The organism is Pseudomonas khavaziana (assembly GCF_019145205.1).
In the GTDB taxonomy this organism is placed as follows: Bacteria; Pseudomonadota; Gammaproteobacteria; order Pseudomonadales; family Pseudomonadaceae; genus Aquipseudomonas; species Aquipseudomonas khavaziana.
The window spans coordinates 1-18,763 of the sequence record NZ_JAHSTT010000001.1 but is presented as its reverse complement, the minus strand read 5'-3'; the positions used below and the strand labels follow the sequence as shown (position 1 = coordinate 18,763).

12 protein-coding genes are annotated in these 18,763 nt (G+C 61.9%); 4 read left to right on the top strand and 8 right to left on the bottom strand.

Translation table 11 applies throughout. The features are described from left to right. Nucleotides 1-19: 19 nt before the first annotated feature. The gene (locus tag KVH01_RS00060; protein WP_217880062.1) at nucleotides 20-778 is read right to left on the bottom strand and encodes a tetratricopeptide repeat protein; all 759 of its coding nucleotides are present in this window, start codon (nucleotides 776-778) and stop codon (nucleotides 20-22) included. A gap of 1 nt (nucleotide 779) precedes the next feature. After that, the gene (locus KVH01_RS00055; protein ID WP_043048515.1) at nucleotides 780-1,460 is read right to left on the bottom strand and encodes a Fe2+-dependent dioxygenase; all 681 of its coding nucleotides are present in this window, start codon (nucleotides 1,458-1,460) and stop codon (nucleotides 780-782) included. A gap of 205 nt (nucleotides 1,461-1,665) precedes the next feature. On the opposite strand from KVH01_RS00055, the gene KVH01_RS00050 reads away from it, so the two are divergent. Next, nucleotides 1,666-3,951, top strand: a complete 2,286-nt coding sequence (locus tag KVH01_RS00050) for a TonB-dependent receptor (protein WP_217880061.1) — start codon at nucleotides 1,666-1,668, stop codon at nucleotides 3,949-3,951. Between the two features lie 137 nt (nucleotides 3,952-4,088). After that, complete coding sequence (locus KVH01_RS00045) at nucleotides 4,089-6,614, top strand: PepSY domain-containing protein (RefSeq protein WP_217880060.1); 2,526 nt, start codon at nucleotides 4,089-4,091, stop codon at nucleotides 6,612-6,614. A gap of 129 nt (nucleotides 6,615-6,743) precedes the next feature. Here KVH01_RS00045 and KVH01_RS00040 read toward each other — a convergent pair whose 3' ends face one another. The 4 genes from KVH01_RS00040 to ptsP form a co-directional block, all read right to left on the bottom strand. Next, nucleotides 6,744-8,285, bottom strand: coding sequence for an alkaline phosphatase D family protein (locus KVH01_RS00040; RefSeq protein WP_217880059.1), 1,542 nt, complete (start codon nucleotides 8,283-8,285; stop codon nucleotides 6,744-6,746). Between the two features lie 131 nt (nucleotides 8,286-8,416). After that, on the bottom strand, nucleotides 8,417-10,135 hold the full coding sequence (locus KVH01_RS00035; RefSeq protein ID WP_217880058.1) for a PTS fructose-like transporter subunit IIB: 1,719 nt from the start codon (nucleotides 10,133-10,135) through the stop codon (nucleotides 8,417-8,419). Nucleotides 10,136-10,146: 11 nt separating this feature from the next. Next, on the bottom strand, nucleotides 10,147-11,067 hold the full coding sequence (gene pfkB, locus KVH01_RS00030) for a 1-phosphofructokinase (RefSeq protein WP_217880057.1): 921 nt from the start codon (nucleotides 11,065-11,067) through the stop codon (nucleotides 10,147-10,149). Continuing rightward, nucleotides 11,068-13,926: a phosphoenolpyruvate--protein phosphotransferase gene (gene ptsP / locus KVH01_RS00025; RefSeq protein ID WP_217880056.1), complete on the bottom strand. Its 2,859-nt coding sequence runs from the start codon at nucleotides 13,924-13,926 to the stop codon at nucleotides 11,068-11,070. A gap of 293 nt (nucleotides 13,927-14,219) precedes the next feature. Between ptsP and cra the strand changes: the two genes are divergently transcribed. Continuing rightward, nucleotides 14,220-15,215, top strand: coding sequence for a catabolite repressor/activator (cra, locus tag KVH01_RS00020; RefSeq protein WP_043048506.1), 996 nt, complete (start codon nucleotides 14,220-14,222; stop codon nucleotides 15,213-15,215). A gap of 2 nt (nucleotides 15,216-15,217) precedes the next feature. Continuing rightward, complete coding sequence (locus KVH01_RS00015; RefSeq protein ID WP_217880055.1) at nucleotides 15,218-15,994, top strand: TatD family hydrolase; 777 nt, start codon at nucleotides 15,218-15,220, stop codon at nucleotides 15,992-15,994. On the opposite strand, the gene KVH01_RS00010 is transcribed toward KVH01_RS00015, so the two are convergent. Both KVH01_RS00010 and KVH01_RS00005 read right to left on the bottom strand, forming a co-directional pair. After that, complete coding sequence (locus KVH01_RS00010; protein WP_217880054.1) at nucleotides 15,941-16,369, bottom strand: hypothetical protein; 429 nt, start codon at nucleotides 16,367-16,369, stop codon at nucleotides 15,941-15,943. The two genes, KVH01_RS00015 and KVH01_RS00010, sit on opposite strands and share 54 nt — an antisense overlap. Before the next feature lie 124 nt (nucleotides 16,370-16,493). Then, on the bottom strand, nucleotides 16,494-18,524 hold the full coding sequence (locus tag KVH01_RS00005; RefSeq protein WP_217880053.1) for a methyl-accepting chemotaxis protein: 2,031 nt from the start codon (nucleotides 18,522-18,524) through the stop codon (nucleotides 16,494-16,496). Nucleotides 18,525-18,763 lie beyond the last annotated feature (239 nt).

The window sequence follows — 18,763 nt, the reverse complement described above, 5'->3', positions numbered from 1 at the left end:
ATCTCATAGGAGTCATCGTCTACAGAGTCTTTTCCAAATGATCCGCGTGTTCGCGGTAAACCTGCGCCATCGCTAAAACTTGTGAATCCTTCGCAGACGCCAACGCCTTGTACGCCGTTCGCAGAAATTTGAGATTCCCTCCTTCCAGCGCCTTGTGCAACCACCCCACTGCCGCGTCGATCTGGCCGCTACCAGCCAGCACCGCCGCATAGCTGAACTGCCCACGAAAATCCCCGGCTTCGGCAGAGCGTCGATACCACTGCACGGCGGCCTCAGGATCCTCGGGGCAATACTGGCCATCTTCCAGATAACGCCCCAACAGATTCATCGACTTGGCGTGGCCCTGCTCTGCCGCCTGGCGATAAAGCGTCAGCGCCTGGGCCTGGTCTTGCACAACGCCACGGCCGGTCGCCAGCAGGTTGGCGTAGTTGTACTGGCCCCAATCCAGGCCGGCCTCTGCTGCCAGCCGGTATTGCCGCGCAGCCGCCGCTTCATCGACGGCGCAACCCCAACCATGCTCCAGGCAACGCCCGGCCATATTGCGCGCCATCACGTGCCCACCCTGGGCGGCGATGCGGAACCAGCGCAATGCCAGCGTTTCATCGCGCGCAATACCACGTCCTTCCAGCAGGATCTGCCCCAGCAAAGCCTGGGCGTCGACCACGCCTTCCCTGGCCGCGATCAGGATCGCCTGGGCGGCGCGCACCGGGGAATCGTCGAGCATGGACTGCAATTGCTCGACGTTGAGCACTTCCTGGCGACGCAATAAAAAGCCCATCTCAGACCTCGACCCAGCGGCGCAGCAGGTTGTGGTAGGTGCCGGTGAGCTGGATCAGTGCCGGGTGGTCAGGAACGTCGCGGGTCAGTTGCTGGATCGCGCCGTCCATTTCAAACAGCAGGGTGCGCTGGCTGTCTTCGCGCACCAGGCTTTGGGTCCAGAAGAACGAGGCATAGCGGGCGCCACGGGTGACGGCGTTGACCTTGTGCAGGCTGGAGCCGGGGTACAGCACCATGTCGCCGGCGGGCAGCTTGACCCGCTGCAGGCCGAAGGTGTCCTGGATTTCCAGTTCGCCGCCGTCGTATTCGTCCGGGTCGCTGAAGAACAGCGTGGACGACAGATCGGTACGCACACGTTCAGGGCTGCCTTTGGGTTGGCGTACGGCGTTGTCGATATGAAAGTCGAAACTGCCGCCAGCGGTGTAGCAGTTGAGCAGCGGCGGGAAGACTTTGTGCGGCAGCGCCGCCGACATGAACAGCGGGTTGCTCCACAACCGTTCCAGCATGGCCGCGCCGATTTCCTTGGCCAGGGGGTGGCCTTCGGGCAATTGCAGGTTGTGCTTGGCCTTGGCGGACTGGTGCCCGGCAGTGATTTTGCCGTCGGCCCATTCGGTCTCTTCCAGGGCCTGGCGTATGCGCAGCACTTCCTCGCGAGAGAACAGGCCGGGAATGTGCAGCAACATGGGGCAATACCTGCGATCAGAGAGGCGCCAATGGTATTGATTCTTATCCGCCCTGTAAAACCCGGGGACGAACGAGAACGCAAAATCCGTAATGAAAAAGTGTAAAGAATGTAAATTCAATGCGAATAGCAATATATCGCAATTGATACAAAGTCTTGTTGGCCCTATATTCCGCGGCCTCACATCCTTGGGGAAGGGACACGTCATGTCGCGCATTCTTATAAAAACACCAGCCAGTTCACCACGCATGCTGGCCTCGGCCATCGGTGTAGCCTTGAGTGCCAGCTCTGCCGCCCACCTGGCGCAGGCGGCAGAAAACATCGAGCAAAAAGGCGAACGCAACCCTATCTCCCTCGGCGCCACCAACATTACCGGCCAGGACCAGGACAACACCTCCTACCAGGTAGAAAAAGCCTCGTCGCAAAAATACACCGCGCCGCTGGTGGACACGCCGCGTTCGGTCACCGTGGTGCCGCAACAAGTGCTCAAGGACACCGCCGCTACCTCGCTGCAGGATGCCTTGCGCACCGTACCGGGCATTACCTTCGGCGCCGGTGAAGGCGGCAACCCCCAGGGCGACCGTCCGTTCATCCGCGGATTTGACGCCCAGGGCGACACTTACCTGGATGGCGTACGCGACACCGGCGGCCAGAGCCGCGAGATCTTCGACATCGAGTCGATCGAGGTCAGCAAAGGCCCGAACTCCTCGTTCGGCGGCCGTGGCTCGGCCGGCGGCAGCCTCAACCTGGTGAGCAAGACCCCACAAGCGCGGGACTTCACCAACGGCGGCTTCACCTACGGCTCCGACCAGACCCGCCGCTACGTGCTCGACGTCAACCGCCAGTTCCTCGACGACAGCGCCGCCTTCCGCCTGAACCTGATGAGCCACGAACAAAACGTTGCCGGTCGCGATGCGGTGAACTACGACCGCTGGGGGGTGGCACCGTCGCTGACCTTTGGCCTGGGCACGCCAACCCGCGTGAACCTCAGCTACTACCATATGGAAAGCGATGACCTGCCGGATTCGGGCATTCCCTATGGCTATGCTTCGTCGACTGCCACTGCCCACGTGCACGACAAACCCACCGATGGCGGCGACAGCAATAATTTCTACGGTTTGAAAAGCCGCGACTTCCGCAAAACTCGCGCTGATATCAGTACGTTCTCCATCGAGCACGACCTGAACGACAACATGACCTTGAAAAACACCCTGCGTCACGGCAGCACCGGTCAGGACTATGTGCTGACCCAACCGGATGACAGCAAACTTAACGTCAACAAGTTCGGCACCGTATGGCGTCGCGCTAACAGCCGCGTGTCCACGACCACCACGACCACCAACCAGACCGACCTGTTCGGCAGCTTCCAGGCCCTGGGCTTCAAGCACAGCTACTCCACCGGCCTGGAATTCACCGGTGAAGAAACCCGCGTCAGCGGCTATACCGTCAGCCCCAATGCCAACCCGGTGTGCAACCCGGCCAAGGGCGGCGTGGGCGGCCAGTGCACCTCGCTCGGCAACCCGAATCCAGACGACGCCTGGAGCGGCAGTGTCGCGCGCAACTACAACGGCACCAACACCAAGGCTACCAGCCGCGCCGCCTATGTGTTCGACACCATCGAGCTGGATCCGAAATGGCTGCTGAACGTCGGCCTGCGTTACGACACCTTCGATACCGAAGCCAACACCAACGCCACTACCGGACGCACCAAGATCAAGGATGACAGCCAGTTCTTCAACTGGCAGGCAGGCCTGGTGTGGAAGCCTTTGGACAACGGCAGCATCTATGCGTCCTATGCAACTTCAGCTACGCCGCCCGGTGGCTTGGTAGGTGAAGGCGCCGACCCCAATCAGCTGTCAGCCGGTGCGGCCACCAGCGATTTGCAGCCGGAAGAAACCGTCAACTATGAGCTGGGCACCAAGTGGGACCTGTTCCATGATCGCCTGTCCCTGACCGCAGCCGTGTTCCGTACCGAGAAGAAAAACACCCGCATCCTGGTCGATGCCCTCACCTACCAGAACGCTGGTGAATCCCAGGTCGATGGCGTGGAATTGTCGGCCAGCGGCAAGCTCACCGACCACTGGCAAGTGTTCGCCGGCTACACCTACCTGGACAGCGAACTGGTCAAGTCCGGACTCAACGGGCGTAACGGTGTGGTGAGCGCCGGCTCCAACAAAGGCAACCAGATGCCCAACACGCCAAAGAACTCCTTCAGCCTGTGGACCACCTACGACATCACGCCCAAGCTGACCGTCGGCGGCGGCGCGTTCTACGTCGACGAAGTTTACGGCGATGCCGGCAACACCGTGTACGTGCCGTCCTACACCCGCTATGACGCCATGGCCAGCTACAAGCTGACCAAGAACGTCGACCTGCAACTGAACGTGCAGAACCTCACCGACAAGACCTACTACGACAAGGCCTACTCGGCGCACTTCGCCAACCAGGCGGCCGGTCGCACCGCGCTGTTGACCACCAGCTTCCACTTCTAAAAGCGGTCAATGTCCCGACCCAAGGCCCCACGCATCGGATGCGTGGGGCTTTTGTGTGTAAAACAGAATTTTTCTCGTTAAGCCACGGCATAATGCGCGCCGTGAAATAGACATCCAGATGAGCGAGGCGGCCCGACGTGTTGAAGAAAACCCTGTTCCAGTTGCACTGGTTTTTCGGCATCACTGCCGGGCTGGTGCTGGCCTTGATGGGGGTCACCGGGGCGGCGTACTCGTTCCAGGATGAAATCCTGAGGGCACTCAACCCCACCGTATTGAGCGTACAGAAGCGCGAGGCCGGTGTGCTGCCGCCTGCCGAACTGGTGCGCAAGCTTGAGGCCACCGAAGGCAAGAGCGTCGCGATGCTGTGGGTGGAAAGCGACAGCGGCAACGCCGCCCGGGTGTCCTTCACCCCGCCGCCGGGGGAGCGTCGTGGCCAGATGCGCTACTTCGATCCCTATACCGGCGACTACCTGGGCGACGCCGTCGGCCAGGATGTGTTTGGTTTTATCCTGCAACTGCACCGCTTCCTCGCCGTCGGCGAAACCGGGCGCAACATCACCGGCGCCTGCACCCTGATCCTGGTGTTTTTCTGCCTTTCCGGTTTGTATCTGCGCTGGCCGCGCCAGGTAAAAAGCTGGCGCGCATGGCTGACCCTGGACTGGCGCAAAAAGGGTCGCAGCTTCAACTGGGATCTGCATTCGGTATTCGGCACCTGGTGCCTGCTGTTTTATCTGTTGGCGGCACTGACCGGACTGTATTGGTCCTACGACTGGTACAACCAGGGCGTGACCAAACTGCTCTCCGACGCGCCGCAAAACGAGCGCATGCGCAAGCGCGGCCCGCCACCTGCCGGCCCTGCTCCGGTAGCCAACTACGACGCGATCTGGAGCAGTATCTACAGCAACGCCGGCCCCGACCTGAGTGCCTACAACATCCGCATGCCGGCCGTCGCCGGGCAACCGGCCACCGTGTATTACCTGCTCAAAGACTCGCCCCATGACCGTGCCCTGAACCAGATCAACCTGGACCCGGCCACCGGCGAGGTCAAATCCCACGAGCGCTACGCCAGCAAGAGCCTCAAATCGCAATTACTGACCAGTGTCTATGCGCTGCACACCGGCAGCTATTTCGGCCTGATCGGACGCCTCGTGCTCACCGTCAGCTCGCTGCTCATGCCATTGTTCTTTATCACCGGCTGGCTGCTGTACCTCGACCGCCGCCGCAAGAAGCGCCAGGTGCGCGATGCCCGCCAGGGCCTGACGACCAATCACAGCGATGCGCCGGCCTGGCTGATTGGCTTTGCCAGCCAGAGCGGTTTTGCCGAACAACTTGCATGGCAAACGGCTGGTCAATTGCAGGCGGCGGGCCTGCCGGTGAAGGTGCAGCCCCTGGGCAGCGTCAGCCGGGACGACCTGAGCCAGTCGGAACATGCATTGTTCGTCGTCAGCACCTTCGGCGACGGCGAAGCCCCGGATAATGCTCGGGGTTTTGAGCGCAGCGTGCTCGGTCGGGACTTACCGCTCAAAGGCTTGAACTATTCGGTACTGGCCCTGGGTGATCGCCAATACGAACACTTCTGCGGCTTTGCCCGGCGCCTGCATTTCTGGCTGACCAACCAGGGCGGCAATGCACTGTTCGCCCCGGTGGAAGTCGACAACGGCGACACTGAGGCCTTGCTGACCTGGCAACAGCAACTCGGCCAACTCACCGGTCACGCGCCAGCGGCGGCTTGGCAACCCGCACAATATGAAACCTGGATACTGAGCCAACGCACCCTGCTCAACCCTGGCAGCGTCGGCGCCGACGTCTATCTGCTGGGCCTCACACCGCCCTCGGCGCAAAGCTGGCAGGCCGGTGACCTGGTGGAAATCCTGCCGCGAAACTGCCCGTGGGCCATTGATCACTTCCTCCACGGCCTGGGTCTGGCCGGCAGCGACGGCGTGTTGATCGACGGCTTGGCGCACACCCTCGACCAAGCCCTGGCCACCCGCCAATTGCCGGACAACCGCGCGCACCTGGTCGGCCTGCATGCCCAAGCCTTGGTGAACGCACTGGTGCCCCTGGGCATGCGCGAATACTCCATTGCCTCGATCGCCAGCGACGGCGTGCTCGAGCTGATCGTGCGCCAGGAACGCCACCCCGACGGCAGCCTGGGCCTGGGCTCAGGCTGGCTGACGGAACACGCGGCCATCGGTTCGGGCATCAGTCTGCGCCTGCGCCGCAACAGCGGCTTCCATCTGCCGGATGCGCCGGTGCCGCTGATCCTGCTGGGCAACGGCACCGGCCTGGCGGGCTTGCGCAGCTTGCTCAAGGCGCGCATTGCCGATGGCCAGCAGCGCAACTGGCTGCTGTTTGGCGAACGCCAGATCGCCCATGACTACCTGTGCCAGGACGAACTGCAAGGCTGGCTCGCCAATGGCGACTTGGCGCTGCTCGACCTGGCGTTCTCCCGGGATCAGGAAGAAAAGATCTACGTACAGGATCGCCTGCGCGAATCGGCGGATGTACTGCGTAAATGGCTGGCGGACGGCGCGGCGATTTATGTGTGTGGCAGTCTGCAAGGAATGGCGACAGGGGTGGATCAGGCGTTGGTGGATATCCTGGGCGGTGAGGCGGTGGAACGCTTGATTGAACAGGGCCGCTATCGCCGGGATGTGTACTGAGATTTTCAGACAGAACCCATGTGGGAGGGGGCTTGCTCCCGATAGCGGTATAACAGTCACTTCATCAGTTGGCTGATCCAGCGCTATCGGGAGCAAGCCCCCTCCCACATTTTTTGACTGCATTCCAGGTCAGGCAGGTTGCAGTTTTTGCTCGAACACTGACAGCCCGTCCAAGTCGCGCAAAATAACGGTCAACTCCGCCGTCTGCCCGTCAATCTGCACCTCGCCAAAAAACTGAAAGCCAGCGAACGGCGATGTGTTTTGCGCAGGCGGCGCCTTCTGGAACACCACTTGCGGGCCAAAGGTTTTATCCAGCGGATTAGGCCCGAAACTCCCGGCATTCAAGGGACCCGCGACAAACTCCCAGAACGGCTCGAAATCCTGGAACGCGGCCCGATCCGGGTGATAGTGATGCGCCGCGCAATAGTGCACATCAGCGGTCAGCCAAACATGGTTGCGCACCTGTTGCGCATGCAGAAAACCAAGCAGTTCGGCAATCTCCAACTCGCGTCCTTGCGCCGGGCCGGAGTCGCCGTTGGCGATGGCTTCCCAACGCGGCACGCCAGGGCTTACCTCACCGTCAGGCACGCCCAGGCCGATGGGCATATCGGCGGCAATCACCTTCCACTGCGCTTGCGACGCCTTGAGTTCACGCTTGAGCCAATCCAGCTGTTCGCGACCGAGAAAGGGTTTTTCACCGCCCAGGTTGTCGTCATTCGGCCCACGGTAGCTGCGCATATCCAGCACGAATACATCCAGCAGCGGCCCATAACTGAGCTTGCGATAAATACGCCCGCCACCGTCTGCGCTCTGCCGACGCATGGGTGAATACTCCAGCCAGGCCTGGCGAGCGCGACCGACGAGGGTGTTGATATCGCGGGTCTGGTAACGCTCGTCCAACTGCTTGCCGGGCGACCAGTTATTGATCACCTCGTGATCGTCCCACTGCCAGATCTGCGGCACTTGGGCATTGAAGCGGCGCACGTTCTCATCCAGCAGGTTGTAGCGGTAATTGCCGCGATACTCATCCAGAGACTCGGCGACTTTGCTCTTGGCTTCGGTGGTGATGTTGCGCCAGATGCGCCCGCCTTCGGTGACCAGCTGTGCAGGCACCGGGCCGTCGGCGTAGATGGTGTCGCCGCTGTGGATAAAGAAGTCCGGAAGGCGCAGGCGCATGGCTTCGTAGATGCGCATGCCGCCGATGTCCGGGTTGATACCGAAGCCTTGGCCGACGGTGTCGCCGCTCCACACAAAACGGATGTCGCGGCGCTGTTGCGGCACGCTGCGCAAGTGGCCAAACCAGGGTTCGCTGGCGACACCGGTCTGGGCATCTTCGAAATGCACACGATAGAAAATCGCCTGGTCCACCGGCAAACCGCTGAGCTCCACACGGGCGGTAAAGTCGGTACGGCTGTCGGCCAGGGGCGAGATGAACTTGCGCGGGTTGCTGAACACACTGCGGGTGTCCCACTCCACCACCATCTTGGCCGGGCGGTCGCTGCGGCTCCAGATCATCGCACGGTCGCCGAGCAGGTCGCCGGACTGCACCCCGTCAGTAAGCTGCGGCCGGTCCTTCACCGAAGCGATCACCGCCGGGGCCAGGCCTGGCAACAACAGACCAGCGCCGACGGCTTGCATCACACGGCGGCGGCCGAGATCGAAGTGGCTCATGCAGGTGCCCTCTTGAGTATCAAAAGGGTCACTAAAGCATGCGGGGATGAAGCAGATATGACACCACCCTTACAGCCAATGAAAATCCAAATGTGGGAGGGGGCAAGCCCCCTCCCACATTTTGAATCCCATCAGCCCTTGGCAGCAGTGACCGTCAGTTCCACAGCTTCAGGTCGCTTAAGCAGCGCATACACCAACCCCGTCAACACGCTGCCCGCCACAATCGCCAGCAAATACAACAATGCATGGTTCATCGCATTCGGGATCACCAGCACAAACAAGCCGCCATGAGGCGCGGCAAGTTTGCAGCCAAAGTACATCGACAGCGCACCCGTCAAGGCGCCACCGGCAATGCTGGCCGGGATCACCCGCAGCGGATCTTTGGCCGCGAACGGGATCGCGCCTTCGGAGATAAAGCACAGGCCCAGGACCATCGCGGCCTTGCCGGCTTCGCGTTCGGTCTGGGCGAATTTGCGTCGGGCGAGCAAGGTGGCGATGCCCATGCCAATCGGCGGCACCATGCCGGCAGCCATGGTCGCGGCCATCGGCGCACCACTCGACGCCGCCAGCAGGCCGACGGAAAACGCATACGCCGCCTTGTTGATCGGCCCACCCAAGTCCACGCACATCATGCCGCCGAGCAAAATACCCAGCAGTACCGCGTTGGTGGTGCCCATGGTGCTGAGAAAATCGGTCAGGCCGGACAGCAACCGGGCGACCGGCGGGCCAACCAGGTAGATCATCACCAGACCGGTGAACAAGCTCGCCAGTAACGGAATGATCAGAATCGGCTTGAGCGCCTCCAGGCTCTGGGGCAGTCGCACCGCACGGCTGATCAACTTGACGCAGTAGCCCGCAACGAAACCCGCCAGGATGCCACCGATAAAGCCGGCGCCCAGCGTTCCCGCCAGCAACCCGCCGATCATGCCCGGCGCCAGGCCTGGGCGGTCAGCGATCGAGTAGGCGATGTAGCCCGCCAGCAGCGGCACCATCAGCAGGAACGCCTGGTCACCGACGCTTTTCAGCGCTGCCGCCAAGGTGCCCGGCTGTTCGAAGGCATGGATGCCGAACACGAATGACAAGGCGATCAGCAAGCCCCCCGCCACCACCATCGGCAACATGTACGACACGCCGGTGAGCAAGTGTTTGTAGATGCCGGTTTTCTCCGATTTGGCCGGCGCGCCGCTGGCTGCGCTTTCCACTGCGCCTTCGGCCAGGGCCTTGTTGAGGATGGCTTCGGATTGCTTGAGGGCAATACCGGTGCCACAGCGGTAGATTTTCTTGCCGGCAAAACGCTCGGTGGCGACTTCGATATCAGCCGCCAGCAACACCACGTCGGCATTGGCGATGGCCTCCGGGCTCAATGGCGTGCGGGCGCCCACCGAGCCCTGGGTCTCGACCTGCAAGTCGTAGCCCAGGCGCTTGGCGGCCTGTTGCAAGGCTTCGGCGGCCATGAAAGTGTGGGCCACGCCCGTCGGGCAGGCGGTAATCGCGACGATACGCGGCGCATGCTTCGCAGCCAGCGGGGCGTCGTTGGCGACATACACCTGGGCGCCTTCGGCGCCACGGCGCAATACGGCCTCGACATCCGCCAGGGCCTGGGCCGGCGTGGTCTGGAACACGCGCTTGCCGACAAACCGCTGCATGTCCACCGGTGTGCTGCTGACCAACAACACCCATTCAGCGTCATCGAGGGTGGCCTGGGACAACTGGCGCTCCGGGCGCTGCACGTCGACGACTTCGACACTGGTGTGCAAGCCCATGCGCTGGGCGGCGGCGTCCAACAAGCGGGCGCACAGCACACTGGTGACCATGCCGTTGGGGCAGGCGGTAACAATGGCTAACTTCATCACAAACCCTCTTATTGTTCTGTCAGCGTGCGTACATCGACGCCGCTTTCAAGGTGCGCCAACTGCGCGTCATCGCTGATGCCAAAGCCGATCTGCGTCACGGCCATCGCGGCAATTGCCGTGGCGCGGCGCAGGGTCTGTTCGGCTGCTTCGTCGCTGAGCAAGCCGTGAAGCATGCCGGCCAACAGCGAGTCGCCGGCGCCCACGGTGCTGGCCACCGTCACCTTGGGCGGCGTGGCGTGCAGCGCCGTACCTGGGCGGTACCAGGTCACACCCGCAGCACCGTCGGAGACCACCACATGTTCGACGCCCTGCTGATGCAGTTGGCTGATGGCATCGGTGGCATAATCCAAGGCTTCGGCCAGCTCTTCGGTATTGGGCTTGACCAGCCACGGGCCGGCCTGCAAACCGGTGCGCAACGCTTCTCCACTGGTGTCCAGGGCGACTTTCAAACCGAGGCCTTTCAACTGTTGCAACAGCCCCTGAAACCACTGCGGGCTAACGCCTCGCGGCAAGCTGCCGGCCACCACCACCGCGTCGAATTGCGCGCCGATCATTGCGACCTTATCGAGCAGTGCGTGCTGCGCCTCTTCACTCACCAGCGGCCCCGGCGCATTGATGTCGGTGACACGCCCGTCCTGTTCGGCAATCTTGATATTGCTGCGGGTTTCGCCGGGCACGCGAACGAACGCATCGCCAAACCCACGGCGGCTGATCAGCGCATCGAAAGCCTGGGGGTTCGCCTCACCGAGAAACCCGCCGACGCTGACGTCATGGCCCAGGTCCGCCAACACTTGCGCCACGTTCACGCCCTTGCCCGCTGCGTGAGTGAGCATCGCTTCACTGCGATTGACTGCACCCGGTTCCAGGCGCGCCAGGCGCACCGTGAGGTCCAACGCCGGGTTCAGCGTCAGGGTCAGAATCTTCGCCATTTACACGGCCTCCACAAGGGCACGCACTTCGGCAGGCGAACCAACCACCAGTGCTTGTTGTGCCAGGCCCCGGGCCTCGCTCAGACTGAATTCACGCACCCGCGCCTTCACTTCGGGAATGCTGCGGGCCGACACGCTCAACTCATCCACCCCCAGGCCGACCAGCACCGGCACGGCCAATGGATCCGCCGCCAACTCGCCGCAGACGCCGACCCATTTGCCGTGGGCATGGGCGGCACGCACAGTGATGTCGATCAGTTGCAATACCGCCGGGTGCAGGCCGTCGGCCTGCGCTGACAGGGTCGGGTGACCACGGTCGATGGCCAGGGTGTACTGGGTCAGGTCATTGGTGCCGACGCTGAAGAAGTCCACTTCCTTGGCCAGTACCGGCGCCAGCAAGGCGGCTGACGGTACTTCGATCATGATGCCCAATTGCAAATCAGCCACCGGGATTTCCAGGCGCAGGCGCTCGGTCATGTCCCGGGCTGCACGCCATTCATCCACGCTGCCGACCATGGGAAACATGATGCGCAACGGTCGGTTATCCGCCGAACGCAGCAGCGCACGCAGTTGCGCTTCCATGATCTTGGGGCGCTGCAAGGTCAGGCGAATGCCGCGTACGCCAAGAAAAGGGTTTTCTTCTTCGGCGATAGGCCAATAGGGCAAAGGCTTATCGCCGCCCACATCGAGGGTGCGCACCACCAGCGGGCGCCCGTCGAGGCCGTCGAGCACGCGACGGTATTCGGCCTCCTGGGTGGCTTCGTCCGGCGCTTGGGGATGGGCCATGAAAATCAGCTCGGTGCGCAGCAGGCCAATGCCTTCGGCGCCCTGCTCCACTGCACTGGCCACCCCGGCGCTTTCGCCGATATTGGCGAATACTTCCACGGCGTGCCCGTCACGGGTCAGCGCCGGTTCGTGGCGTTGGGCCGACGCCGCCTGCAAGCGTTGTTCGCGGGTATCGCGCTCGACCACGGCCCGTTGCAGAGTAGCGGCGTCCGGGTCGACATGCAGGCGACCGCGCTGACCGTCGAGCAACAGCGGTGTGCCGGCGTTCAGCAGCAACACCGCAGCGCCTGCGCCGACCAAGGCAGGAATGCCCAAGGCGCGAGCGACGATGGCGCTGTGGGCGGTGGCACCGCCGCGAGCGGTAAGGATACCGGCGACGCGGGCCGGGTCCAGGCGCGCCACGTCCGAAGGGCCGACTTCATCCATCACCAGGATGTAGGGCTCGCTGGGCTCCTGGACGGTTTCGACACCGCACAGTTGCGCCAGCACTCGACGGCCGATATCGCGCAGATCGGCGGCGCGCTCGGCCAGCAAGGCGTCCTGCAACGCTTCCTGCTGCTTGGCGGCGGCCTCAATCACGCTCATCCAGGCGGCTTCGGCGCTTTCGCCCTGCTTGAGGCGGGTGTCGACTTCGTCGGTCAGTTCCGGGTCGTCGAGCATTTCCTGGTGGGTGATGAAAATCTCACGGATGGCCTTGGCCAGGCTGCGTTCGATCAGGCCCTGGATATCCTGGCGCACCTCGCTCAAGGCCGCGTGCAGGCGCTGGCGCTCAATCGCGGCAGACTCACCGCGCAGGGGGTAATCAAACAGCTGTGGAATCTGGATATGGGCCGGGCCGATGGCGATGCCCGGCGCGGCGGCGATGGCCTGGAGCTGGCTACCACTCAGTGGCGCACTGAGTACCGGCTCGACATCGACCTGGGCAGGTTGGGCGCTCACGCTCGGCAATGGCTCGACCTCTTCACCAAGCCCCTCTTCGATCGCGGCCAACAGCGCGGGCAATGCGTCGCCGGCAATCGTCGGCTCGGCAACGAATTCCAGTAACTGGCCGCGACGCGCACCAAGGCTGAGCAACTTGCTCAGGCTTTTGACCGACACGGCGCCCACCGGGCCATCGATGATACGCACACGTATATCGCCATCGAAACTCTTCGCCAATTGCGCGAGGATCTTGGCCGGGCGCGCATGCAGGCCATGAGCGTTGGCCAGGGTAATGCGGGCGCTGGGCCAGTCCGCAGGCAGTTCGCCGCCCAGCACTTCCAGCACCGCACGGCGGCTGGTGGCACGCCCCAGTTCCTGGCCGCGCCCTTCAATCAACAAGGCACACAGGCGTTCAAGCAGGGCTTGATGAGCTTCACCGAGGCTCGCCAGGCAGAACAAGCCGTGCAGGGGCTGGCCGAGGTAGCGCATGGGTTTGTCCGGTGTGACAAACGCCAGGCCCGGACGCTTGACCGTCTGCTCGCTGTGCAACCACCACAGGCCATCGCCCAGGGGCAGCGCATCAACCTGTTGCAACACCGCCGCAAAACCATTGCTTACGCAGTCGGCCTGGCGCAGCAGCCTTGCGCCGCGCCATACCAACTCTTCAAAATCATCGGCAGATACCCCCAGGCTGATCATCTGCGCATCCAGCGCCAGCTCCTGGGGGGCGCCTTGCAACAGCTTCAACAAGGCTTCGGCGCTGCCGGCCCGACGCAGTGCCTGGCCCAAGTCGGTTTCACCGAGGGCGCGGGTCAGCAGTTGCAGCAGGCGCAGGTGTTCATCGGATTTAGCCGCGATGCCAATCGCCAGGTAGACCACCTGGCCGTCGCCCCAGTCCACCCCTTCGGGGAACTGCAACAGGCGCACACCGGTGGAAAATACCTGGTCGCGGGTTTCTGGCGTGCCGTGGGGAATGGCGATGCCCTGGCCGAGAAAAGTCGAACCCTGGGCCTCACGGGCTTGCAAGCCACTGAGATAACCCTCGGCAACCAGGCCATCGGCCACCAATTTGTCAGCGAGCAGGTGCAAGGCAGCAGACTTATCCACAGCCACCTGGCCCATGGATATCTGCTCTACAGTGAGCTCAAGCATGCCGTTCTCCTAGTTAGTGCGATGTGCGCACTAGGTATTGTTTTGAATTAATCAGCGCGAGATGTTCAAAAATAACTGACTGAGTGGTCAATTGGCAGTGGTCACTCAGTGGCGAACATCGTAAAAATACGCCTGCTGAAACGTTTAATCTAGAATTTATGGCAGATTACGCGTTAATTGCGCAAGCTAGAAGGGCCACTCGGCGCGTGCTCTGGGACATTGGTCGTGGGCTGGAATCGGTTACGATTGGACAAAATGTCGGGGCACGCTCTAAAAAACAAGGAAATCCCGGTTTGAAACTCAGTGATATCGCACGTCTGGCCGGAGTGTCGGTGACCACCGCCAGCTATGTCATCAATGGCAAGGCCGAACAGCAACGCATCAGCAATGCAACCGTTGAGCGTGTGCGCGCCGTAGTCCAGGCCCATGGCTTTACGCCCAATCCCCAAGCCGCCGGGCTGCGCAGCCGGCACACGCGCACCTTGGGGTTCATCCTGCCCGACCTGGAAAACCCCAGTTACGCACGCATCGCCAAGCTGCTGGAACAAGGTGCACGAGCGCGGGGCTACCAGTTACTGATTGCCAGTTCCGATGACGAAGCCGCCAGCGAACGCCAACTGCTGCAACTGTTCCGTGCGCGGCGTTGCGATGCGTTGTTTGTCGCCAGTTGCCTGCCAGCCACGGATGACAGCTATCGCGAGCTGCAAGCCAAGGGGTTGCCGGTGATCGCCATCGACCGGGTCATGGAGCCTGGCCAATTCTGCTCGGTGGTCAGCGATGACCGCCAGGCCTGCCAGCAACTCACCAGCAGCCTGCTGCAACCGCTGCCCAAGCAGATCGCGCTGATCGGCGCACACCCCGAATTGAGCATCAGCCAGGAGCGTACCGCCGGTTTCCGTGAAGCGCTGCAAGGCTTCAACGGCGAAGTGATCATCGAACAGGGCGAAGCCTTCAGCCGTGACTGCGGCCGACAGTTGATGGAACAACTGCTGCAACGCCTGGGGCATTTGCCCGACGCGCTGGTGACGACATCCTACGTGCTGCTGCAAGGCGTGTTCGACGCGCTGCATGACTTCCCCCTCAGGTCGCGCCCCCTGCGCCTGGGCACTTTTGGCGATACCCAACTGCTGGATTTCCTGCCATTGCCGGTCAACGCCATGGCCCAGCAACACCAGTTGATCGCCGAGACCGCCTTGCGCCTGGCTCTGGCCGCCATTGAGGAAGAACAGTACCAACCGGGCGTGCACGCCATTGGCCGGACCTTCAAGCAGCGTATTCACGAGGCCTGAGCGTGGAGCTGATCGACACCCACACCCACCTGGACTTCGCGGACTTCGACCACGATCGCCCGCAAGTCCTCGCCCATAGCCGTCAACTCGGCGTACAGCGCATGGTGGTGTTGGGCGTATACCAGAAAAATTGGCAGCGGCTGTGGGATTTGGTGCAGGAAGACGACGGCTTATTCGCGGCCTTCGGCTTGCACCCTGTGTATCTCGATGATCATCGCCCTGCCGACCTGCTGGAGCTGGGGGACTGGTTGACCCGCCTGCACGGCCACCGGCAACTATGCGCCGTGGGCGAAATCGGCCTGGATTACTTTCTTGAGCACCTGGACCGCGAGCACCAGCAAATCCTGTTTGAAGCCCAGCTGAAACTTGCGGCGGACTTCCAACTGCCGGCCTTGCTGCACGTACGCCGCAGCCACGCCGTCGTGATTGCCACCCTCAAGCGCATCCGCCTGCCGCGGGGCGGGATCATCCATGCGTTCGCCGGCAGCGTCGAGGAGGCCCGTGAGTACATCAAGCTCGGATTCAAACTTGGCCTGGGCGGCGCCGCCACCTGGCCCCAGGCCCTGCGTATGCACAAGGTGCTTGCCCAACTGCCCCTTGAGGCTGTTGTGCTGGAAACCGATTCGCCCGATATGGCCCCGGCCATGTATCCCAACCAGCGTAACAGCCCGCAGTACCTGCCGGACATCTGCATCGCCCTGGCGCAGCGCATGGCAATCAGCCCTTCATTGCTGGCTGAGACGAGCACACGCAATGCGTGCGAGTTGTTCAACTGGTAGCGGGCTGATGACCTGCAACTCCAAGGTCATCCGCTGTCGATGACGGGCGTAGCGCACCACCAGGAAATGAATCAACACCGTAGCCAGTGAAAGGTTGAGCTGCGCAATCATGCTGAGCAGTCCTAACCACTCTGCAACCAGGGCCACCACCAAGGTCGCGCACGTCAGCATGATCATGCTCGGGCGCACCAACGCCCACTGGTCGAGGGCGCGAAACTGACGCAACTGCTTGTGGCAACACAGCTGCAAGCCGCAGTGGCAATACGTACAGTCAAAAGGTATATCAACGGCAATGGCATTCAATTGCCAAGGCTTGAGTTCAAACGTCATATCGCACTGGGCGCAATGCCCCTTGATACCGATTGCAGCGGCCATCGTCGTGTCTCCTCGTGACCGTGACGGATGAAATAAATTCTCACCTAACCACGCCGCGTAAAACACAGTCCGACAAATCAGGATATGCGCTACGCAATCCGAAGCTCAATCCCACAGAAAATTCCTACACTCGAAACGCCCCGATCAATTGCTTCAACTCAATGACCTGCGCCGACAATTGCCGGCTGGCCGCTTCGGTCTGTTGGGCGCCTTGCGCGGCATGCTCGCCAGCGCGATTGATTTCGACAATATTCTGGTCGATGTCTTGGGCGACCGCCGTTTGCTGCTCTACGGCAGCGGCGATCTGCTGGTTCTGGTCAACGATCATCCCTGCGGCGCCGAGGATATTCTCCAGGGCTTGCTGGACTTTTTCCGACTGCCCCACCGTGCCACTCGCCATTTCATGGCTGCTGCCCATGGCCTTCACCGCCGCGCCGACGCCACTGTGCAAGCGGCTGATCATTTGCTCGATTTCTTCGGTGGAGTGCTGGGTGCGCCGGGCCAGTGTGCGCACCTCGTCGGCCACCACGGCAAAACCTCGGCCCTGTTCACCGGCGCGGGCGGCTTCGATGGCTGCGTTGAGCGCCAGCAGGTTGGTCTGCTCGGCAATACTCTTGATCACTTCCAAGACCCTGCTGATGTCCTGGCTGTCGGCGGCCAACTGGTTGATTACCCGCACCGACTCATCAAGCTCCGTAGCCAGGCGTGCGATACCGCCTTGCTGTGATTGCACCAGCGCCCGCCCACTGACGGTTTCATCATTGACGCTCTGGGCGCTGCTGACTGCCGCCGCCGCGCTATGCGCCACCTCCTGGGCAGTGGCCGACATTTGGTTCATCGCCGTCGCCACTTGTTCGATCTGGCTGCGCTGGCCGGACACCGCCTGGTTACTCTGTGCCGAAACCGCCTGAACCTGGCCGGCCTGCAGCTCGACCTGGCTGACCGTATGCCCGACGCGCTCGATCAAGTCGTGGATCTTGGCCACTGTGCCATTGAACACCTGGCCCAAGTCCCCGAGCTCATCGCGGCTTTGGGCCACGAAGGTGACCGTCATGTCACCTGCCGCCACTTTGTCCATCATTGCCCCCAGGCGACGCAAGGTGGTACGGGTGGAAACGAAGAAGCCTGCGTATAAGTAGAAAATCAGCGCAAATACCGCTGCCAGTGCCGCGATCAGCAGCACCATGTGCAATCGGTTTTGTGCCAGGCGTTGCTCCAGTTGCTGCCCGATGAATGCCAAGGTGGCGTCATCCAGTTGATACGTCTTGGCCATCAATTGGCTGACGCTGTCATAAAAGCCTTGCCACGCTGCGTCGAGAGTCTCGGCCATCACCACCTGTTCTTCGAACAATTCGCTGCCTTGCTTGAGGCTGGCCCGGCTGGCTTGTGCCAAGGTGTCGAGGGTCGCGTGTGCAGCATGGCTGGCGCCCAGCGCGTCCTGCAATTTCAAGCCATATTCGCCCTGGAGTTTTTCCAACTGCTGCAGCAGTTCGTCAAAGCGCGTGCTGGAGGATGAATTGATAAAGCCCTGGCCCAGGGAATATGCGCCCATCGCACGCCCCTCCCCCAGGGCCTGGGTGACTTGCGGGGTGACGGTAGTGACCAGATCGGAGAGCTGGCGCAGATCACTTTGTGCGTCACGGCTCAAGCCGGCTTGGCTGGCAATAATCTGGCTGAGCATCTGGGCCTGGTTAAGTAATTTGCCGATCAGCGCCGTTTTATTGAGCAACGAACTTTCCTGTTGCTGCGCCTTGAACGCGGCGATCAACTCGTCACGCTTGCTTTCAAAAACGCTGACGTGCTCGGGCTGGGTCGCCACGGCGCTGAAGACTTGCAAGCGGTCCAGCACACTCTGCTCCAGGGCGCTGATTCTCGCCTCAAGGTCGGCGGCCTTGCCGGACTGGCCAAGCGTGGCGTTGATCTGCACCTGGTTGTTGAGGGTTTCCAGGTCGCGACGCAACACCAGGCTGCTGCCAAGCAGGTCAAGGCTCTGGAGTTCGATGCGAGTGCCTTGGAATTCGCGCCAGGAATCACGCACCAGGTAATAGTTGGTCGCCAGCATCGGCAGCAGGAATAGCACGCTGATCAGGCTGAACTTCATGCCGAAGCTCAGGCGGTTCATCAGCGCGACGGCGGGATAGAGCAAGCTCTTCACAGGTGACCTCCCCTTCTTTTATTTTTATTGAGGCGCAGGGCGGCGGCAGATAGCCACTATTTGGCGCTCTGTCTGTATAGCTCAATTTGAGAGGGAGTTTTGTAACGTAAGGTTAATGACGTGTCCGAAGACCCAATGTGGGAGGGGGCTTGCCCCCGATAGCCATGGGTATCGACACAACTCTAAAGTAGCGACCGCCAGTAACCACGATGCGAAGCGAGCCGCTCTTGATCTTGATC

Coding starts and splice junctions, on each gene's coding strand:
- KVH01_RS00060 (WP_217880062.1), bottom strand. CDS start 778: ATGGGCTTTTTATTGCGTCGCCAGGAAGTGCTCAACGTCGAGCAATTG.
- KVH01_RS00055 (WP_043048515.1), bottom strand. CDS start 1,460: ATGTTGCTGCACATTCCCGGCCTGTTCTCTCGCGAGGAAGTGCTGCGC.
- KVH01_RS00050 (WP_217880061.1), top strand. CDS start 1,666: ATGTCGCGCATTCTTATAAAAACACCAGCCAGTTCACCACGCATGCTG.
- KVH01_RS00040 (WP_217880059.1), bottom strand. CDS start 8,285: ATGAGCCACTTCGATCTCGGCCGCCGCCGTGTGATGCAAGCCGTCGGC.
- KVH01_RS00035 (WP_217880058.1), bottom strand. CDS start 10,135: ATGAAGTTAGCCATTGTTACCGCCTGCCCCAACGGCATGGTCACCAGT.
- pfkB (WP_217880057.1), bottom strand. CDS start 11,067: ATGGCGAAGATTCTGACCCTGACGCTGAACCCGGCGTTGGACCTCACG.
- ptsP (WP_217880056.1), bottom strand. CDS start 13,926: ATGCTTGAGCTCACTGTAGAGCAGATATCCATGGGCCAGGTGGCTGTG.
- KVH01_RS00010 (WP_217880054.1), bottom strand. CDS start 16,369: ATGGCCGCTGCAATCGGTATCAAGGGGCATTGCGCCCAGTGCGATATG.